Here is a 12,410-nt window from a genome sequence, read left to right on the forward strand (position 1 = left end):
CCCGATCCTCGCACGCGACCCGGTGCCGGTAACGGTGGTGTTCCACGAACCCGTGCCGTTCGTACAACGCGACCGCGACGGCCCGGATGCACGGCCGGCCGGGCGACGCCGGGGAGTGGGCGAACTCACACGCCTGCCGTGGGACCTGCGACGGAGGCCGGTCGAAAGACCCGACGGCGACCACGCGGTCGCCTCGCCCGGAGAGCGTTCACCGGCCCAGGCGGTGCTCGACCTGCGCAGGCCATGCCTTCCGCGCAGGCCTGCTCGACTCCGGCGATCTCGGTCACAATGGAGTTGCCACCGGCGAAGCACCCACGGGACACGCGGATTTCGCGTGGGTGTTCACTCAGTAACACGGCGACGGCCCGATCGTGGCGTCGGCATAGGATGCGCAAGCGGAACAGCGGAGTTGTCCGGCGAGAAGGCCAGACCGAAGACACAAGCAGGAGAACGCAGTGACCTACGTGATCGCCGAGCCCTGCGTCGACGTGCTCGACAAGGCATGCATCGACGAGTGCCCCGTCGACTGCATCTACGAAGGCGAGCGGATGCTCTACATCCACCCCGACGAGTGCGTCGACTGCGGGGCCTGCGAGCCGGTCTGCCCGGTGGAGGCCATCTACTACGAGGACGACGTTCCGGACGAGTGGGGTGCCTACACCAAGGCCAACGCCGACTTCTTCGACGAGCTCGGCTCGCCGGGTGGGGCGGCGAAGGTCGGCAAGACCGCGCACGACCCGCAGTGGATCAAGGACCTGCCCCCGCAGGGCGAATGAGCGGGCCCGCGCTTCCCGATTTTCCCTGGGACTCGCTGGCCGGGCACGCCGCCACGGCACGCGCCCACTCCGGTGGGATCGTCGACCTGTCGGTGGGGACGCCCGTGGACCCGGTGCCGGAGAGCATCAGGGCCGCGTTGGCGTCGGTGTCGGACGTTCCGGGTTACCCCACCACGCACGGCACCGCCGCGCTGCGTGAGGCGGCGGTCGGTGCGTTGCGGCGGCGACACGGCGTCACCGGTGTCGAGCCGGACGCGGTACTGCCCACGATCGGGTCGAAGGAGCTCGTCGCCTGGCTGCCCACGCTGCTCGGCGTGGGCGCGGGCGACACGGTGGTGATCCCCGAGCTGGCCTATCCCACCTACGAGGTGGGGGCTCTGCTCGCGGGCGCCACCGTCGCGCGGGCGGACGGGCTCACCGCGCTCGGCCCCGCGAGGCCCGCACTGCTGTGGCTGAACTCGCCGTCCAACCCCACCGGCAGGGTCCTCGGGGTCGCCCACCTGCGCAAGGTGGTGGAGTGGGCGCGGGAACGTGGCACCGTGGTGGTGTCCGACGAGTGCTACCTGGCGCTCGGGTGGGACGCCGATCCCGTGTCGATCCTCCATCCGGACGTGCACGGCGGCAGCCTCGACGGCCTCCTGGCGGTGCACTCGCTGTCGAAGTCGGCCAATCTCGCCGGATACCGCGCCGGTTTCGTGACCGGGGACCCCGCGCTGGTGCGCGACCTGCTGGCCGTGCGCAAACACGCCGGGATGATCGTGCCGAGGCCGGTGCAGGAGGCCATGACCGTGGCGCTGGCCGACGACGAGGCACTCCGCGAGCAGCGGGCCCGCTACGCCGCGCGCCGTGACGTGCTGCGGCCCGCTCTGGAGCGTGCGGGATTCCGCGTCGACCACTCCGAGGCCGGGCTGTACCTGTGGGCGACGCGAGGCGAGCCCGCAGGCCAGACGGTGGCCTGGCTGGCGGAGCGCGGCATCCTCGTCGCACCGGGCACGTTCTACGGGCCGAGAGGTGGCGAGCACGTCCGGGTGGCGTTGACCGCCACCGACGAGCGCGTGCGCACCGCCGCCGAGCGCCTGGCGGAGTAGCACGAGAACCGAGCACCGACCGTGGCCGGGTGGCGGAGACGCTGCCCGGCCACAGTGCTGTCGGAGGCGCGGCGGCGTTGGACAACCCGGCTCACGTCGTCCATGTCGTGGCCGCATGGCGCAGCACCGCTTCCGTGTACGCCGATCCGGAACTGCTGGCGGCGCTGCGGCGAGACGGCTCCGACGTCGGTGCCGTCAACGAGCCTGACGAGCCTGTCGAACCTCCTGCCGGCGCATGAGCCCAAAACGTGGGGACGACGTCGCTCAACCGGTGAGCGGCGACGAATGGAAGATCCGGTACGCGAACGGTGAAGCCGTGCGTGGCTGGCAGGAACCGCTGGCAGCGGCGCCGGGCAACCTGCGGAAGGTTCGGGATCTCCTGCGGCACTCGCCGGGTGAGCTGGCCGGGCTGCCACCGCTGCGCCATCACCGGTTGAAGTACGACCTCGCGACCGGCAGGCACGCCCGCCGGGAGCTACCGCAGTGGCAGATCGAGGTCACCGGAGGCGGGCGCGTCCGGTGTCTCCTTGACGAGGAGAACCACACCGGCTGGTTGCGGTATGCGGGTACCGGTCACCCGAAGCTCACCGAATGAGTCCTTCGGGACGCACCCGAACCCTCCGTGGGAGGGGAACTCGGAAGCGAGCCACCGCACCTCGGCCTGAGTGCCCGGGTTGTACGAGGGCCGTGAGGACTTCGATGGCGGCCCACGGCCCTCGTCGCAGCCTTCGCGGTCTCAGTCGTTGGCGTGCAGGGCGGCGTTGAGTTCCACGCCCGCGCCGGTGCGCTCGACGACCTCCACCGCGCCGGTGGCGGAGTTGCGCCGGAACAGCGCGCCGGAGACACCGGACAGCTCGCGCGCCTTCACGGTGCGGCCCTGGAAGACCACCTTCGTGCCCGCCGTGACGTACAGGCCCGCCTCGACCACGGAGTCGTCACCGAGGGAGATGCCCACGCCGCCGTTGGCGCCGATGAGGCAGCGCTCGCCCAGCGAGATGACTTCCTTGCCACCGCCGGACAGCGTGCCCATGATCGAGGCGCCACCGCCGATGTCGGTGCCGTCGCCGACCACGACGCCCGCCGAGATGCGGCCCTCCACCATCGACGCGCCGAGCGTGCCCGCGTTGAAGTTCACGAAGCCCTCGTGCATGACGGTGGTGCCGCTCGCGAGGTGGGCGCCGAGCCGCACGCGGTCGGCGTCGCCGATCCGGACGCCGCTGGGCAGCACGTAGTCCACCATCCGGGGGAACTTGTCGATGCTGTGCACCGTCACGGGTCCTCGCGACCGCAGTCGCATGCGCGTGGCCTCGAAGCCCTCCACCGGACACGGGCCGTGGTTGGTCCACACGACGTTGGCCAGGTGGCCGAAGATGCCGTCGAGGTTCTGGCCGTGCGGGCGCACCAGCCGGTGGGAGAGCAGGTGCAGTCGCAGGTACACGTCGTGGGCGTCGGCGGGCGCCTCTGCCAGCGACGCGATGGTGGTGCGCACGGCCACGACCTCGACCCCGCGCGCGTCGTCGGGGCCCAGCAGGGCGGTGGCCGACGCGCCGAGGGCCTCGGCGGCCTGTTCCTTCGACAGTCGCTCGGTACCGCTTGCCACGGACGTGCCTGACGTGCCCGGCGTGCCCGCGTCGGCGAGCTTCGGCTGCGGGAACCACGTGTCGAGCACAGTGCCGTCACTCGTGACGGTCGCCAGGCCGACACCGGTCGCGCCGGTCGTTTCGGGATTCGGGTTAGCTGCGCTCACGGTGCTCACGACCGCTACGGTAACCCGCGCTCAGCTCGGCTGTGTCGCCACGTCGGGCAGGCTGGACAGCTCGGTGTGGAGGTCCGTCAGTGCCGTGGCCATGTCGGTGAGCGTGGCGGCGCAGAGGTCCGCGTCGCCGCCCTTCGCGCAGTTGTTGTGCCGGTAGGCGCGCACGGTGGCGTCGAGGGTGTCGGCGGCCTCGGCGAGCCTCGGATGTCCCGTCGCGTAGTTGCGGGCGTTGCCCGGAACGTTCGCGAGTTGCGTGACGTACTTCTCGCACGAGGGCGCCCGCACCTCCGTGGGCACGGTGTAGCAGTCGTCGGCCTGCAACGCGCGCACCTTCACGGCGAGCGCGCCGGGACCCGGATCCGGTGCTCCCTTCGGCGTCGGACCGGCCTCCCGGGAACAACCGGTCAACACGAACGCTGCGGCGGTGAGCAGGGCGACACAGGCACGGGTACGCACGTCTCCACCGTACGCAGCGGGGGCTACGGTGCCAGCATGCCCTCGCTCGAGCTGCGTTCCGATCCCGTCGACCTGACCGCGTCCCTCGTCGACATCGCCAGCGTCTCCGGAACGGAGGCGGCCATCGCCGACGCGGTGGAAGCCGCCCTGCGAGCACAGGCGCCGCACCTGGAGGTGGTGCGTAACGGTGACGCGGTGCTGGCCAGGACGAACCTGGGCCGGTCGAGGCGGATCGTGTTCGCGGGACACCTCGACACGGTGCCCGTCAACGACAACCTGCCCTCGCGGCGCACCGGGTCCGGCGACGACGAGGTGTTGCACGGGCTCGGCAGCGTCGACATGAAGGGCGGTGACGCGGTGTTCCTGCACCTCGCGGCCACGCTGCCGCGGCCGCGGTACGACGTGACCTTCGTCTTCTACGACTGCGAGGAGGTGGAGGCGGCCCGCAACGGGCTAGGGCGCGTCGAGCGGGAACTGCCCGAGTGGCTGCGCGGGGACCTCGCCGTGGTGGGGGAGCCGTCCAACGCCGCGATCGAGGCGGGCTGTCAGGGCACGCTGCGCGCGGAGATCCGGCTCACCGGGGTGCGGGCGCACACCGCGCGGGCGTGGATGGGCACCAACGCGATCCACGCGCTGGCCGAGCCGCTGCGCAGGCTCGCGGAGTACGAGCCGCGGGTGGTCGACATCGACGGCCTCACCTACCGCGAGGGACTCCAGGCGGTGCGGGTCTCCGGTGGGGTCGCGGGCAACGTCGTGCCCGACGAGGCGGTGCTGGCCGTGAACCATCGTTTCGCACCCGACGTCACGCCGGAGCAGGCGGAGCGGCACGTGCGGGAGGTGTTCGACGGCTACGACCTCACCGTGGTCGACCGTTCCCCCGGCGCGCTGCCCGGCCTGTCGGCTCCGGCCACGGCGGAGCTGGTGAGCGCGGCGGGTGGCGACGTTGCGGCCAAGCTCGGGTGGACCGACGTCGCTCGGTTCGCCGCGCTCGGCATGCCGGCCGTGAACTTCGGGCCCGGTGATCCCACGCTCGCCCACACACGGCAGGAGAACGTCCCGGCACGCGACATCCGCCGGGTCGGCGAGGTCCTGCGGACGTTTCTGGCCGGCTGACCCTACGCTGATCGCTGTGACCGAGGTGACGCGCAACAACACAGACAACGGCGACGAACGGCCGCCGGAACGACACCGTGGGCCCGTCGTCCTGCGCAGGGGCAGGCAGTCGGAGGACTCCACCACCGACCAGCGGCTGCTGGACTCGCGCGGTCCCAGCGACTGGGTGCACACGGACCCGTGGCGGGTTCTGCGCATCCAGGCCGAGTTCGTCGAGGGCTTCGGCGCGCTGGCGGAGGTGCCCCGCGCGGTGACGGTGTTCGGCTCCGCCCGCACCCCTCGGGACCATCCCGAGTACCAGCTCGGCAGGCAGATCGGCGCGGCTCTGGCGGGTGCCGGGTTCGCCGCCATCACCGGTGGCGGTCCGGGTGCGATGGAGGCCGTGAACCGGGGAGCGTCCGAGGCGGGCGGGCTGTCCATCGGACTCGGCATCGAGCTGCCCTTCGAGCAGGGGCTCAACCCGTGGGTCGACCTCGGGGTGAACTTCCGCTACTTCTTCACGCGCAAGACGATGTTCGTCAAGTACGCGCAGGCGTTCATCTGCCTGCCGGGCGGGTTCGGCACGCTCGACGAGCTGTTCGAGGCGCTCACGCTCGTGCAGACGAAGAAGGTCACGAAGTTCCCCGTCGTGCTGTTCGGCTCGGCCTACTGGGGCGGGCTGTACGAGTGGGTGCGCGACACTGTGCTCTCCGAAGGCAAGATCAACGAGCGGGACATGGCGCTGCTGCACGTCACCGACGACATCGACGACGCCATCGGCGTGGTGCAGGAGGCCTACAAGGCATGGGAGGACACGCACTAGTGGAGCGGATCTGCGTCTTCTGCGGGTCGTCGTCGGGCAGCGACCCCTCCTACGCCGCCGAAGCCGCCGCGACGGGCAGACTGCTCGCCGAGCGCGGCATCGGCCTCGTCTACGGCGGCGGCCAGGTGGGGCTCATGGGGGTCGTGGCCGACGCGGTGCTGGAGGCGGGCGGCGAGGTCATCGGTGTGATCCCGAAGCACCTGATGCGGGCCGAGATCGCCCACCACGGCCTCACGAAGCTCCACGTCGTGGAGGACATGCACGAGCGCAAGGCCACGATGGCGCGCCTGTCGGACGGTTTCGTGGCGTTGCCCGGTGGGGCCGGCACGCTGGAGGAGCTGTTCGAGGTCTGGACGTGGGCTCAACTGGGCCTGCACGCCAAGCCCGTCGGGCTGCTGGACGTCCGGGGCTACTACTCCAAGATGGCGGAGTTCCTCGACCACATGGTCGGCGAGGGCTTCCTCGGTGAGAGCAGCCGTGCTCTCGTCACCGTCGCGGACGACGCCGAGGCACTGCTCGACGCGTTCTCCCGGCACACGTACACGCCCGTCGACAAGTGGGCGGGCTGACACACCCGCTCAGGCCGCGTCGGATCGCGGACGCTCGTGGTAGCGGTCCACGTACTCCAGTCCGGACAACTCCATGATCGAGTACATGATCTCGTCGGTCACCGCGCGCCGGATCGCGGGCGAGGAGCCCAACCCCTCGTAGCGGGAGAAGTCGAGCGGTTCGCCGAAGCGCACACGCACCCTGGCGAACCGCGGGATCTTCCTGCCCACCGGCAACAGCCGCTCTGTGCCGCTCAGCGCCACGGGCACCACCGTGGCGCCCGTTTCGAGGGCGAGGCTGCCGACGCCGGTGTGCCCGCGGTGCAGGCGGCCGTCCAGCGAACGGGTGCCTTCCGGGTAGATCGCGAAGGTCTCGCCCGCCTCCAGCACCTCACGGGCCGCCGACAGCGCGGCGAGCCCGGCCATCGCGTTACCGCGCTCCACGGGCACGTACCCGAGCGCGGACAGGAACGCGGCGAGGGCACGGCCCTTCACTCCCCGGCCCGAGAAGTACTCGGCCTTGCCGAGGAAACGCACCGGCCGGGGTGAGGTGAGTGAGAGCACGGCCGTGTCGATCGCCGACCGGTGGTTGGGGGCCAGCAGCACCGGTCCGGACAGCGGGACGTTCTCCACGCCCTCGACCTCGGGGCGGTAGACGAGCCGGGCCAACGGAGCGAGCGCTCCTCGGATCAGCAGTTGCAACACGGTCCCTCCCGGTGGCGATCGCCATTCAGGATCGCACGGTCGGCACCGCCGGCTCCGGGGTGGCCGCCGAAGCGCACGCCGGTCCGGCGGGTGTGTCACGATCGTGGTGTGACCACCGCCCTGATCTACCTCCTCGTGATGCTGCTGGTGGCGGCCGTGGTGTTCCTGCTGGCCTCGCTCGTGTTCGGTAGGGGGGAGGAGTTGGCGCCGCTCGCTCCGGAGAGTTCGCCGACTCGCCTTCCCACCGACGACATCACGAGCGCCGACATCGGTGACGTGCGGTTCCAGGTCGTGGTGCGCGGGTACAAGATGTCGGAGGTCGACTGGGTGATGTCCCGGCTCGGTACGGAGATCGATCTCCTGCGCGCCCGGGTGGCGGAGCTGGAGGCCGAACGCGCGGGCAGTGAGGTGCGCCGTGAGTGACCTGGCGGTGTCGGTGGAGGTTCCCGCGCCCGCGGGGACCACGTGGCTCGCCCTGACCGACTGGGACCGGCAGTGTGAGTGGATCAAGGGCACGACGGTGCGGGTGGTGTCGGGCAACGGGCGTAGCGTCGGCTCGCGGTTGGAGGCGTTCACCGGTGTCGGCGGTGTCGGGGTCACGGACACGATGGAGATCACGAGCTGGGAACCACCGGTGCGGTGCACCGTCCGCCATCTCGGCAAGATCGTGAGGGGCACCGGCACCTTCCACGTCCACGCGAAGGGGCCGACGCGGTGCGTGTTCGTGTGGGCGGAGGACTTCACTCCGCCGTTCGGTCCGGTGGGAAGGCTGGGATGGCTGTTGGTGAGGCCGGCGTTCGCGGGGGCGCTGCGGCATTCCATGCGGACGTTCGCGAGGTTCGCGGAGACCTACGAGGTGGGCGGGTGAACCCCGAGCTGGTCGGCGCCGACGGCGTGGCCCGGTGCGCGTGGGGCAACAGCGCGCCCGACTACGCCGCCTACCACGACGAGGAGTGGGGCGTGCCGCTGCGAGGCGACGTCGAGCTTTTCGAGCGGCTGTCGCTGGAGGCGTTCCAGTCGGGCCTTTCGTGGCTGACCATCCTCCGCAAGCGGGAGGGCTTCCGTCGCGCCTTCGCCGGTTTCGTTCCCGACCGCGTCGCCGCCTTCACCGACGACGACGTCGCCCGGCTGCTCGCCGACGCCTCCATCGTGCGTAACCGGGCGAAGATACTCGCGACGATCGCCAACGCGAGGGCCGTCGCGGAGCTCGACGTGCCCCTCGGCGAGTTGCTGTGGTCGTTCGCCCCCGAGCCGGGCGCCCGGCCGAGGCCGTCCACGATGTCCGACGTCCCCGCCACGACGCCCGAGTCGGTGGCGATGGCCAAGGCGCTGAAGAAACGCGGCTTCGCGTTCGTCGGGCCGACGACGTGCTACGCCATGATGCAGGCGACGGGCATGGTCGACGACCACGTGCTGGGGTGTTTCCGCGCGGTGTGAACCGCGTGGTTCACCGCATTCGGTGACCTACTTTCCGGTGAACTTCGGACGGCGTTTCTCCACGAAGGCCTCCACCGCCTCGCGGTGGTCCGAGGTGCCGCCCAGTTCGGTCTGCGCCACGTTCTCGGCGGCCAGCGCCTCGGCGAGCGTGCTGCCGGAGGCCGCGGCGACCGTGCTCTTGATCTTGGCGTAGGCCCTGGTCGGACCCGCCGCGAGCGTCGCGGCGACGGCATGGGCGCGAGCGGCCAGCTCGTCGTCCGGCACCACCTCGCCGACCAGCCCCGACCGAAGTGCCTCAGCGCTGTCCAGCTTGCGACCGAGCATCATCAACTCGACGGCCCTGCCGTACCCGACGAGGCGTTGGAGCGTCCACGACGCGCCGGAGTCGGGCCCGAGCCCCACGCCCGCGAACGCCATCGCGAAACTCGCCGACGTGCCCGCGATGCGCAGGTCGGAGGCGTAGGCCAGGGCCGCGCCGGCACCCGCCGCCGCGCCGTTGACCGCCGCGATCACCGGCTTCGGCATGTCGACGATCGTGGTGACGATGGGGTTGTAGTGCTCGGCCACCGTCCGCAACGGCGCCTCGTCGCCCGACCGGAGCATTCCGACGTGCTCCTTCAGGTCCTGGCCCGCGCAGAACGCCTTACCCGCTCCGGTCAGCAGGACCGCTCGCACGTCGTCGTCCGCTGCCGCGTCCCGCAGCGCCGTGAGCAGGCGCTCCTTCAGCTCCACGGTGAGCGAGTTGTACGCCTCGGGCCGGTTCAGCGTGAGTGTGCGCACGCCGTCGGCATCGGCCACCAGCAGCACGTCGTCCGCGCCGTTGCCGGCTTCGCTGCCCGCGTGTGTCGCCGTTGTCGTGCTCTCGTGTGGGGTCACCGCATCCTCCGTTGTCGTCCTCGGATGGCGAGTTTGACAGGCCCGCGGCGCGCATACCAGCAACGATCCGCCGCCGGTAAGATCGGTCCACGTTCGCGGCCGACCCCTCATGGGGGACAATGGTCACGACCCGGTTGCTTTGGCGAGCGTAAACCGGGCGCGCTGGTTCGTAACGGAGGGAGCACGCTATGGCGGCCATGAAGCCCCGGACCGGAGATGGTCCCCTCGAAGTGACCAAGGAGGGGCGGGGCCTCGTGATGCGCGTACCACTGGAGGGCGGTGGACGTCTCGTCGTCGAACTGACGGCTGAGGAGGCCAAGGACCTCGGTGCTGCCCTTCAGCAGGCCACAAGCTGAGTTCTCGCCCTGACAAGCAGCCGGTGTCGATCTCGGTCGACCTGGCCTGATTCGTAGTGCCTGGAGATCGCATGGTGCGTTCGCCGCTTCCGCCAGTCCCCTCGCGGTTGATCGATGTGGAGGTGGCCGACCGCGCGAAGCGAGGAGCCCCCGAGGCGTTGCTCGTCCTCGAGGGAGCACCGCCTTCCGATGTTCCCGCCGAGACGGGGTTCACCGGCGCGGACGGCGAGGTCCAGCTCCTGCCCGGCGCCGGTGGTCCACGGTGGATCGTGGGTGTCGGCAAGGGCGATCCCCGGCACTTCCGTGCGGCGGGCGCCGCGTTCGTCCGGGCCGCACACTCCTACGCCGACGCCGAGGCCGACTCGGGTGGTCGTCCCCCGCTGACCGTGCAGGTCCGGCTGCCTGAATCGGCCGGCGCCGGCGACTACGCCGCCTTCGCGACCGGAGCCCTGCTCGGCGGCTACGGCTACCGCGTGACCGCGTCGGACTCCCCGGCACGGGTGAGGACCGTGCGGTTGCTGGCGCCCGAGGCCGTCGTCGGGGAGTACGCGGCCGCCGTGTCCCGGGCCTGTGAGCTCGCGCGCGCCACGGGCCTGGCGCGCGACCTGGCGAACACGCCGTCCAACGTGAAGTCCCCGGCCTGGCTCGCGAGCACGGCCGAACGGGTGGCGACGGACGTACGCGGCCTTTCCGTCACCGTTCGCGATGAGAAGTGGCTGGCCGAGCGGAAGTTCGGAGGCATCCTGGCCGCCGGGGGCGGCTCCGCCCACCCGCCGAGGCTCGTCGAGCTGTCGTACCGACCGCGTGGTGCGACCACCCACCTGCTGCTCGTCGGCAAGGGCATCACGTTCGACACCGGCGGGTTGTCGTTGAAGCCCGCCGCCGGCATGCATCTCATGCGCACCGACATGTCCGGTGGGGGCGCGGTCATCGCGGCTCTGCGCGCGATCGCCGCACTGGAACTCGACGTGAGGGTCACCGGTCTCGTGCCGTCGGCCGAGAACTCCGTCTCCGGCTCCGCCTACCGGCCGGGGGACGTGGTGCGCCACTACGGGGGTCTCACCACGCAGGTCGACAACACCGACGCCGAGGGTCGGATGGTGCTCGCCGACGCGTTGGCCTACGGGGTCGCCACCTACCGTCCCGACGTGGTGGTCGACGTGGCCACGCTGACGGGCGCGATGAAGGTGGCGCTGGGCCTGCGCACCGGTGGCCTGTTCGCCACCGACGACGCGCTCGCCGAGCGCATCCGCGCGGCCGGTGACGAGGTCGGGGAGCAGTGGTGGCGCATGCCGTTGTCGGAGGAGTACTCCGACGCCGTGCGTGCCGACCTCGCCGACGTCCGCCAGTGCCCGCCCGGCCCCGGAGGTATCACCGCGGCGCTGTTCCTGCGTGAGTTCACGGCCGGGTTGCCGTGGGCGCACCTCGACATCGCTGGTCCGGCCCGCGCGGAGGGCACCTACGCCGAGGTGGTGCCCGGAGGTACGGGGTTCGCCGCGCGGACGCTCGTGGAGTTCGCGGCCTCCTACGCGAAAGGGCGTTGAGCGCCGTCCGCTCCCGCACGGCGGCGGACGAACTCGCGGAACGTCGCCACGGCGGGAGGTAGCGGCCGATCCGACGGCCACGCCAGACCGATCTCACGGGTCACCCGTGGAGCGAGTGGGATCTCCACGACTCCTGACGGCGGGCGCGGTTCGAACGCCGGGAGCAGCGCGACCCCGAGGCCGGCCGCGACGAGTCCCCGTACGGTGTCCGACTCCTGCCCCTCGAACGCCACCGTGGGCGTGAACCCGGCGGCGGCGCAGAGGTCGTCGGTGATCTGCCGCAACCCGTAGCCGTGTTCGAGCATCACGAACACCTCGCCGGCGAGTTCGCTCATCCGCACGTCCGCCCGGGAGGCGAGCCGGTGGTCGTCGGGCACGGCCACGAACAGCTCCTGTTCGGTGAGGACCACCGACTCGAGCGTCGCCTCGGCCGGTGGCGGGGCGACCAGAGCCAGGTCGATGGCCCCGGACGTGATCCTGTCGACGATGCTCTGCCGGGAGCCCTGCACGAGGCTGAACCGGGTGCGCGGGTGGTCTGCCCGGAAGTCGCGGAGCAGGCCGGGCACCAGGGAACGGCCAAGTAGGTGCAGAAAGCCCAGCACGACGTGACCGGACTCCGGGTCGATCTCCTCCCTCACCCGGCGCACGCCGTGATCGAGGATGTCGACGGCCTGCTCGGCCGCGTCGGCGAGCACGTGGCCGACTCGCGTGAGGCGGATGCCGCGTCCGGCGGGCACGGTGAGCGGCGCTCCGACGGCGGCGCTGAGGGCGGCGAGACGGCGACTCGCGGTGGGTTGGGGAACGCCTAGTTCGGCCGCGGCCCTGGTGAGGCTGGAGGTGTGCTTCAGCGCGCGCAGGAGCGCGGCCGCCGGGGCGAGTTCCGCTGTGAGACCCGAGAGAACACTACCGCCAGATTCATTCACCATGGCATGAATGATGCGTCATTACCGTAT

The 12,410-nt window shown here is 71.2% G+C and carries 17 protein-coding genes; 12 read left to right on the forward strand and 5 right to left on the reverse strand.

The features are described 5' to 3' along the window. Positions 1-455: 455 nt before the first annotated feature. Genes fdxA through SACCYDRAFT_RS03655 form a run of 4 tightly spaced genes read left to right on the forward strand, consistent with a single transcriptional unit; the run spans position 456 to position 2,459 of the window. Positions 456-776 (forward strand): ferredoxin, encoded by a 321-nt coding sequence (gene fdxA, locus SACCYDRAFT_RS03640; RefSeq protein ID WP_005453696.1) that lies wholly within the window; start codon positions 456-458, stop codon positions 774-776. Further along, positions 773-1,864 carry a succinyldiaminopimelate transaminase gene (gene dapC / locus SACCYDRAFT_RS03645; protein WP_005453697.1) on the forward strand — a complete coding sequence of 364 codons (1,092 nt, stop codon included), beginning with the start codon at positions 773-775 and terminating at the stop codon, positions 1,862-1,864. The genes fdxA and dapC overlap by 4 nt, the downstream gene beginning before the upstream one ends. Before the next feature lie 29 nt (positions 1,865-1,893). Continuing rightward, positions 1,894-2,103: a hypothetical protein gene (locus SACCYDRAFT_RS03650; protein WP_043536117.1), complete on the forward strand. Its 210-nt coding sequence runs from the start codon at positions 1,894-1,896 to the stop codon at positions 2,101-2,103. A gap of 32 nt (positions 2,104-2,135) precedes the next feature. Further along, positions 2,136-2,459: a hypothetical protein gene (locus tag SACCYDRAFT_RS03655; RefSeq protein WP_232283775.1), complete on the forward strand. Its 324-nt coding sequence runs from the start codon at positions 2,136-2,138 to the stop codon at positions 2,457-2,459. A gap of 141 nt (positions 2,460-2,600) precedes the next feature. On the opposite strand, the gene dapD is transcribed toward SACCYDRAFT_RS03655, so the two are convergent. After that, entirely contained in the window at positions 2,601-3,611 is a 1,011-nt protein-coding gene (gene dapD / locus SACCYDRAFT_RS03660; protein WP_043537027.1) for a 2,3,4,5-tetrahydropyridine-2,6-dicarboxylate N-succinyltransferase, read from the reverse strand. Positions 3,612-3,641: 30 nt separating this feature from the next. Continuing rightward, positions 3,642-4,076: a hypothetical protein gene (locus tag SACCYDRAFT_RS03665; protein WP_005453703.1), complete on the reverse strand. Its 435-nt coding sequence runs from the start codon at positions 4,074-4,076 to the stop codon at positions 3,642-3,644. A gap of 36 nt (positions 4,077-4,112) precedes the next feature. Between SACCYDRAFT_RS03665 and dapE the strand changes: the two genes are divergently transcribed. The 3 genes from dapE to SACCYDRAFT_RS03680 are packed head-to-tail and all read left to right on the forward strand — an operon-like array spanning position 4,113 to position 6,560. Then, positions 4,113-5,189, forward strand: coding sequence for a succinyl-diaminopimelate desuccinylase (gene dapE / locus SACCYDRAFT_RS03670; RefSeq protein WP_005453705.1), 1,077 nt, complete (start codon positions 4,113-4,115; stop codon positions 5,187-5,189). A 16-nt stretch (positions 5,190-5,205) separates the two neighbouring features. Then, positions 5,206-5,991, forward strand: coding sequence for an LOG family protein (locus SACCYDRAFT_RS03675; protein ID WP_005453706.1), 786 nt, complete (start codon positions 5,206-5,208; stop codon positions 5,989-5,991). Then, entirely contained in the window at positions 5,973-6,560 is a 588-nt protein-coding gene (locus SACCYDRAFT_RS03680) for an LOG family protein (RefSeq protein ID WP_005453709.1), read from the forward strand. The genes SACCYDRAFT_RS03675 and SACCYDRAFT_RS03680 overlap by 19 nt, the downstream gene beginning before the upstream one ends. Positions 6,561-6,569: 9 nt before the next feature. Here the strand turns inward: SACCYDRAFT_RS03680 and SACCYDRAFT_RS03685 are convergent, their stop codons facing one another. Beyond that, positions 6,570-7,244: a lysophospholipid acyltransferase family protein gene (locus SACCYDRAFT_RS03685; protein ID WP_005453710.1), complete on the reverse strand. Its 675-nt coding sequence runs from the start codon at positions 7,242-7,244 to the stop codon at positions 6,570-6,572. Positions 7,245-7,352: 108 nt separating this feature from the next. On the opposite strand from SACCYDRAFT_RS03685, the gene SACCYDRAFT_RS03690 reads away from it, so the two are divergent. Genes SACCYDRAFT_RS03690 through SACCYDRAFT_RS03700 form a run of 3 tightly spaced genes read left to right on the forward strand, consistent with a single transcriptional unit; the run spans position 7,353 to position 8,681 of the window. Then, positions 7,353-7,667 (forward strand): DivIVA domain-containing protein, encoded by a 315-nt coding sequence (locus SACCYDRAFT_RS03690; RefSeq protein WP_005453718.1) that lies wholly within the window; start codon positions 7,353-7,355, stop codon positions 7,665-7,667. Beyond that, on the forward strand, positions 7,660-8,112 hold the full coding sequence (locus SACCYDRAFT_RS03695) for an SRPBCC family protein (RefSeq protein ID WP_005453720.1): 453 nt from the start codon (positions 7,660-7,662) through the stop codon (positions 8,110-8,112). Before SACCYDRAFT_RS03690 ends, SACCYDRAFT_RS03695 begins: the two co-directional genes overlap by 8 nt. Continuing rightward, the gene (locus SACCYDRAFT_RS03700) at positions 8,109-8,681 is read left to right on the forward strand and encodes a DNA-3-methyladenine glycosylase I (protein WP_005453722.1); all 573 of its coding nucleotides are present in this window, start codon (positions 8,109-8,111) and stop codon (positions 8,679-8,681) included. The genes SACCYDRAFT_RS03695 and SACCYDRAFT_RS03700 overlap by 4 nt, the downstream gene beginning before the upstream one ends. 27 nt (positions 8,682-8,708) lie before the next feature. On the opposite strand, the gene SACCYDRAFT_RS03705 is transcribed toward SACCYDRAFT_RS03700, so the two are convergent. Next, complete coding sequence (locus SACCYDRAFT_RS03705; protein WP_232283828.1) at positions 8,709-9,488, reverse strand: enoyl-CoA hydratase-related protein; 780 nt, start codon at positions 9,486-9,488, stop codon at positions 8,709-8,711. 257 nt (positions 9,489-9,745) lie between these two features. On the opposite strand from SACCYDRAFT_RS03705, the gene SACCYDRAFT_RS25655 reads away from it, so the two are divergent. Further along, on the forward strand, positions 9,746-9,913 hold the full coding sequence (locus SACCYDRAFT_RS25655; protein ID WP_005453727.1) for a DUF3117 domain-containing protein: 168 nt from the start codon (positions 9,746-9,748) through the stop codon (positions 9,911-9,913). A 71-nt stretch (positions 9,914-9,984) separates the two neighbouring features. Continuing rightward, positions 9,985-11,457: a leucyl aminopeptidase family protein gene (locus SACCYDRAFT_RS03710; RefSeq protein ID WP_005453732.1), complete on the forward strand. Its 1,473-nt coding sequence runs from the start codon at positions 9,985-9,987 to the stop codon at positions 11,455-11,457. Here the strand turns inward: SACCYDRAFT_RS03710 and SACCYDRAFT_RS03715 are convergent. Next, a complete protein-coding gene (locus SACCYDRAFT_RS03715; RefSeq protein WP_005453733.1) occupies positions 11,439-12,383 on the reverse strand; it encodes a LysR family transcriptional regulator in 945 nt (314 codons plus the stop codon). The two genes, SACCYDRAFT_RS03710 and SACCYDRAFT_RS03715, sit on opposite strands and share 19 nt — an antisense overlap. Positions 12,384-12,410 lie beyond the last annotated feature (27 nt).

Source organism: Saccharomonospora cyanea NA-134, from assembly GCF_000244975.1.
Lineage (GTDB): Bacteria > Actinomycetota > Actinomycetes > Mycobacteriales > Pseudonocardiaceae > Saccharomonospora > Saccharomonospora cyanea.

What these genes read in the sequence shown, in the direction of transcription:
- dapC (WP_005453697.1), top strand. Translation starts at nt 773, where the DNA reads ATGAGCGGGCCCGCGCTTCCCGATTTTCCCTGGGACTCGCTGGCCGGG.
- SACCYDRAFT_RS03715 (WP_005453733.1), bottom strand. Translation starts at nt 12,383, where the DNA reads ATGGTGAATGAATCTGGCGGTAGTGTTCTCTCGGGTCTCACAGCGGAA.
- dapE (WP_005453705.1), top strand. Translation starts at nt 4,113, where the DNA reads ATGCCCTCGCTCGAGCTGCGTTCCGATCCCGTCGACCTGACCGCGTCC.
- SACCYDRAFT_RS03710 (WP_005453732.1), top strand. Translation starts at nt 9,985, where the DNA reads ATGGTGCGTTCGCCGCTTCCGCCAGTCCCCTCGCGGTTGATCGATGTG.
- SACCYDRAFT_RS03680 (WP_005453709.1), top strand. Translation starts at nt 5,973, where the DNA reads ATGGGAGGACACGCACTAGTGGAGCGGATCTGCGTCTTCTGCGGGTCG.
- SACCYDRAFT_RS25655 (WP_005453727.1), top strand. Translation starts at nt 9,746, where the DNA reads ATGGCGGCCATGAAGCCCCGGACCGGAGATGGTCCCCTCGAAGTGACC.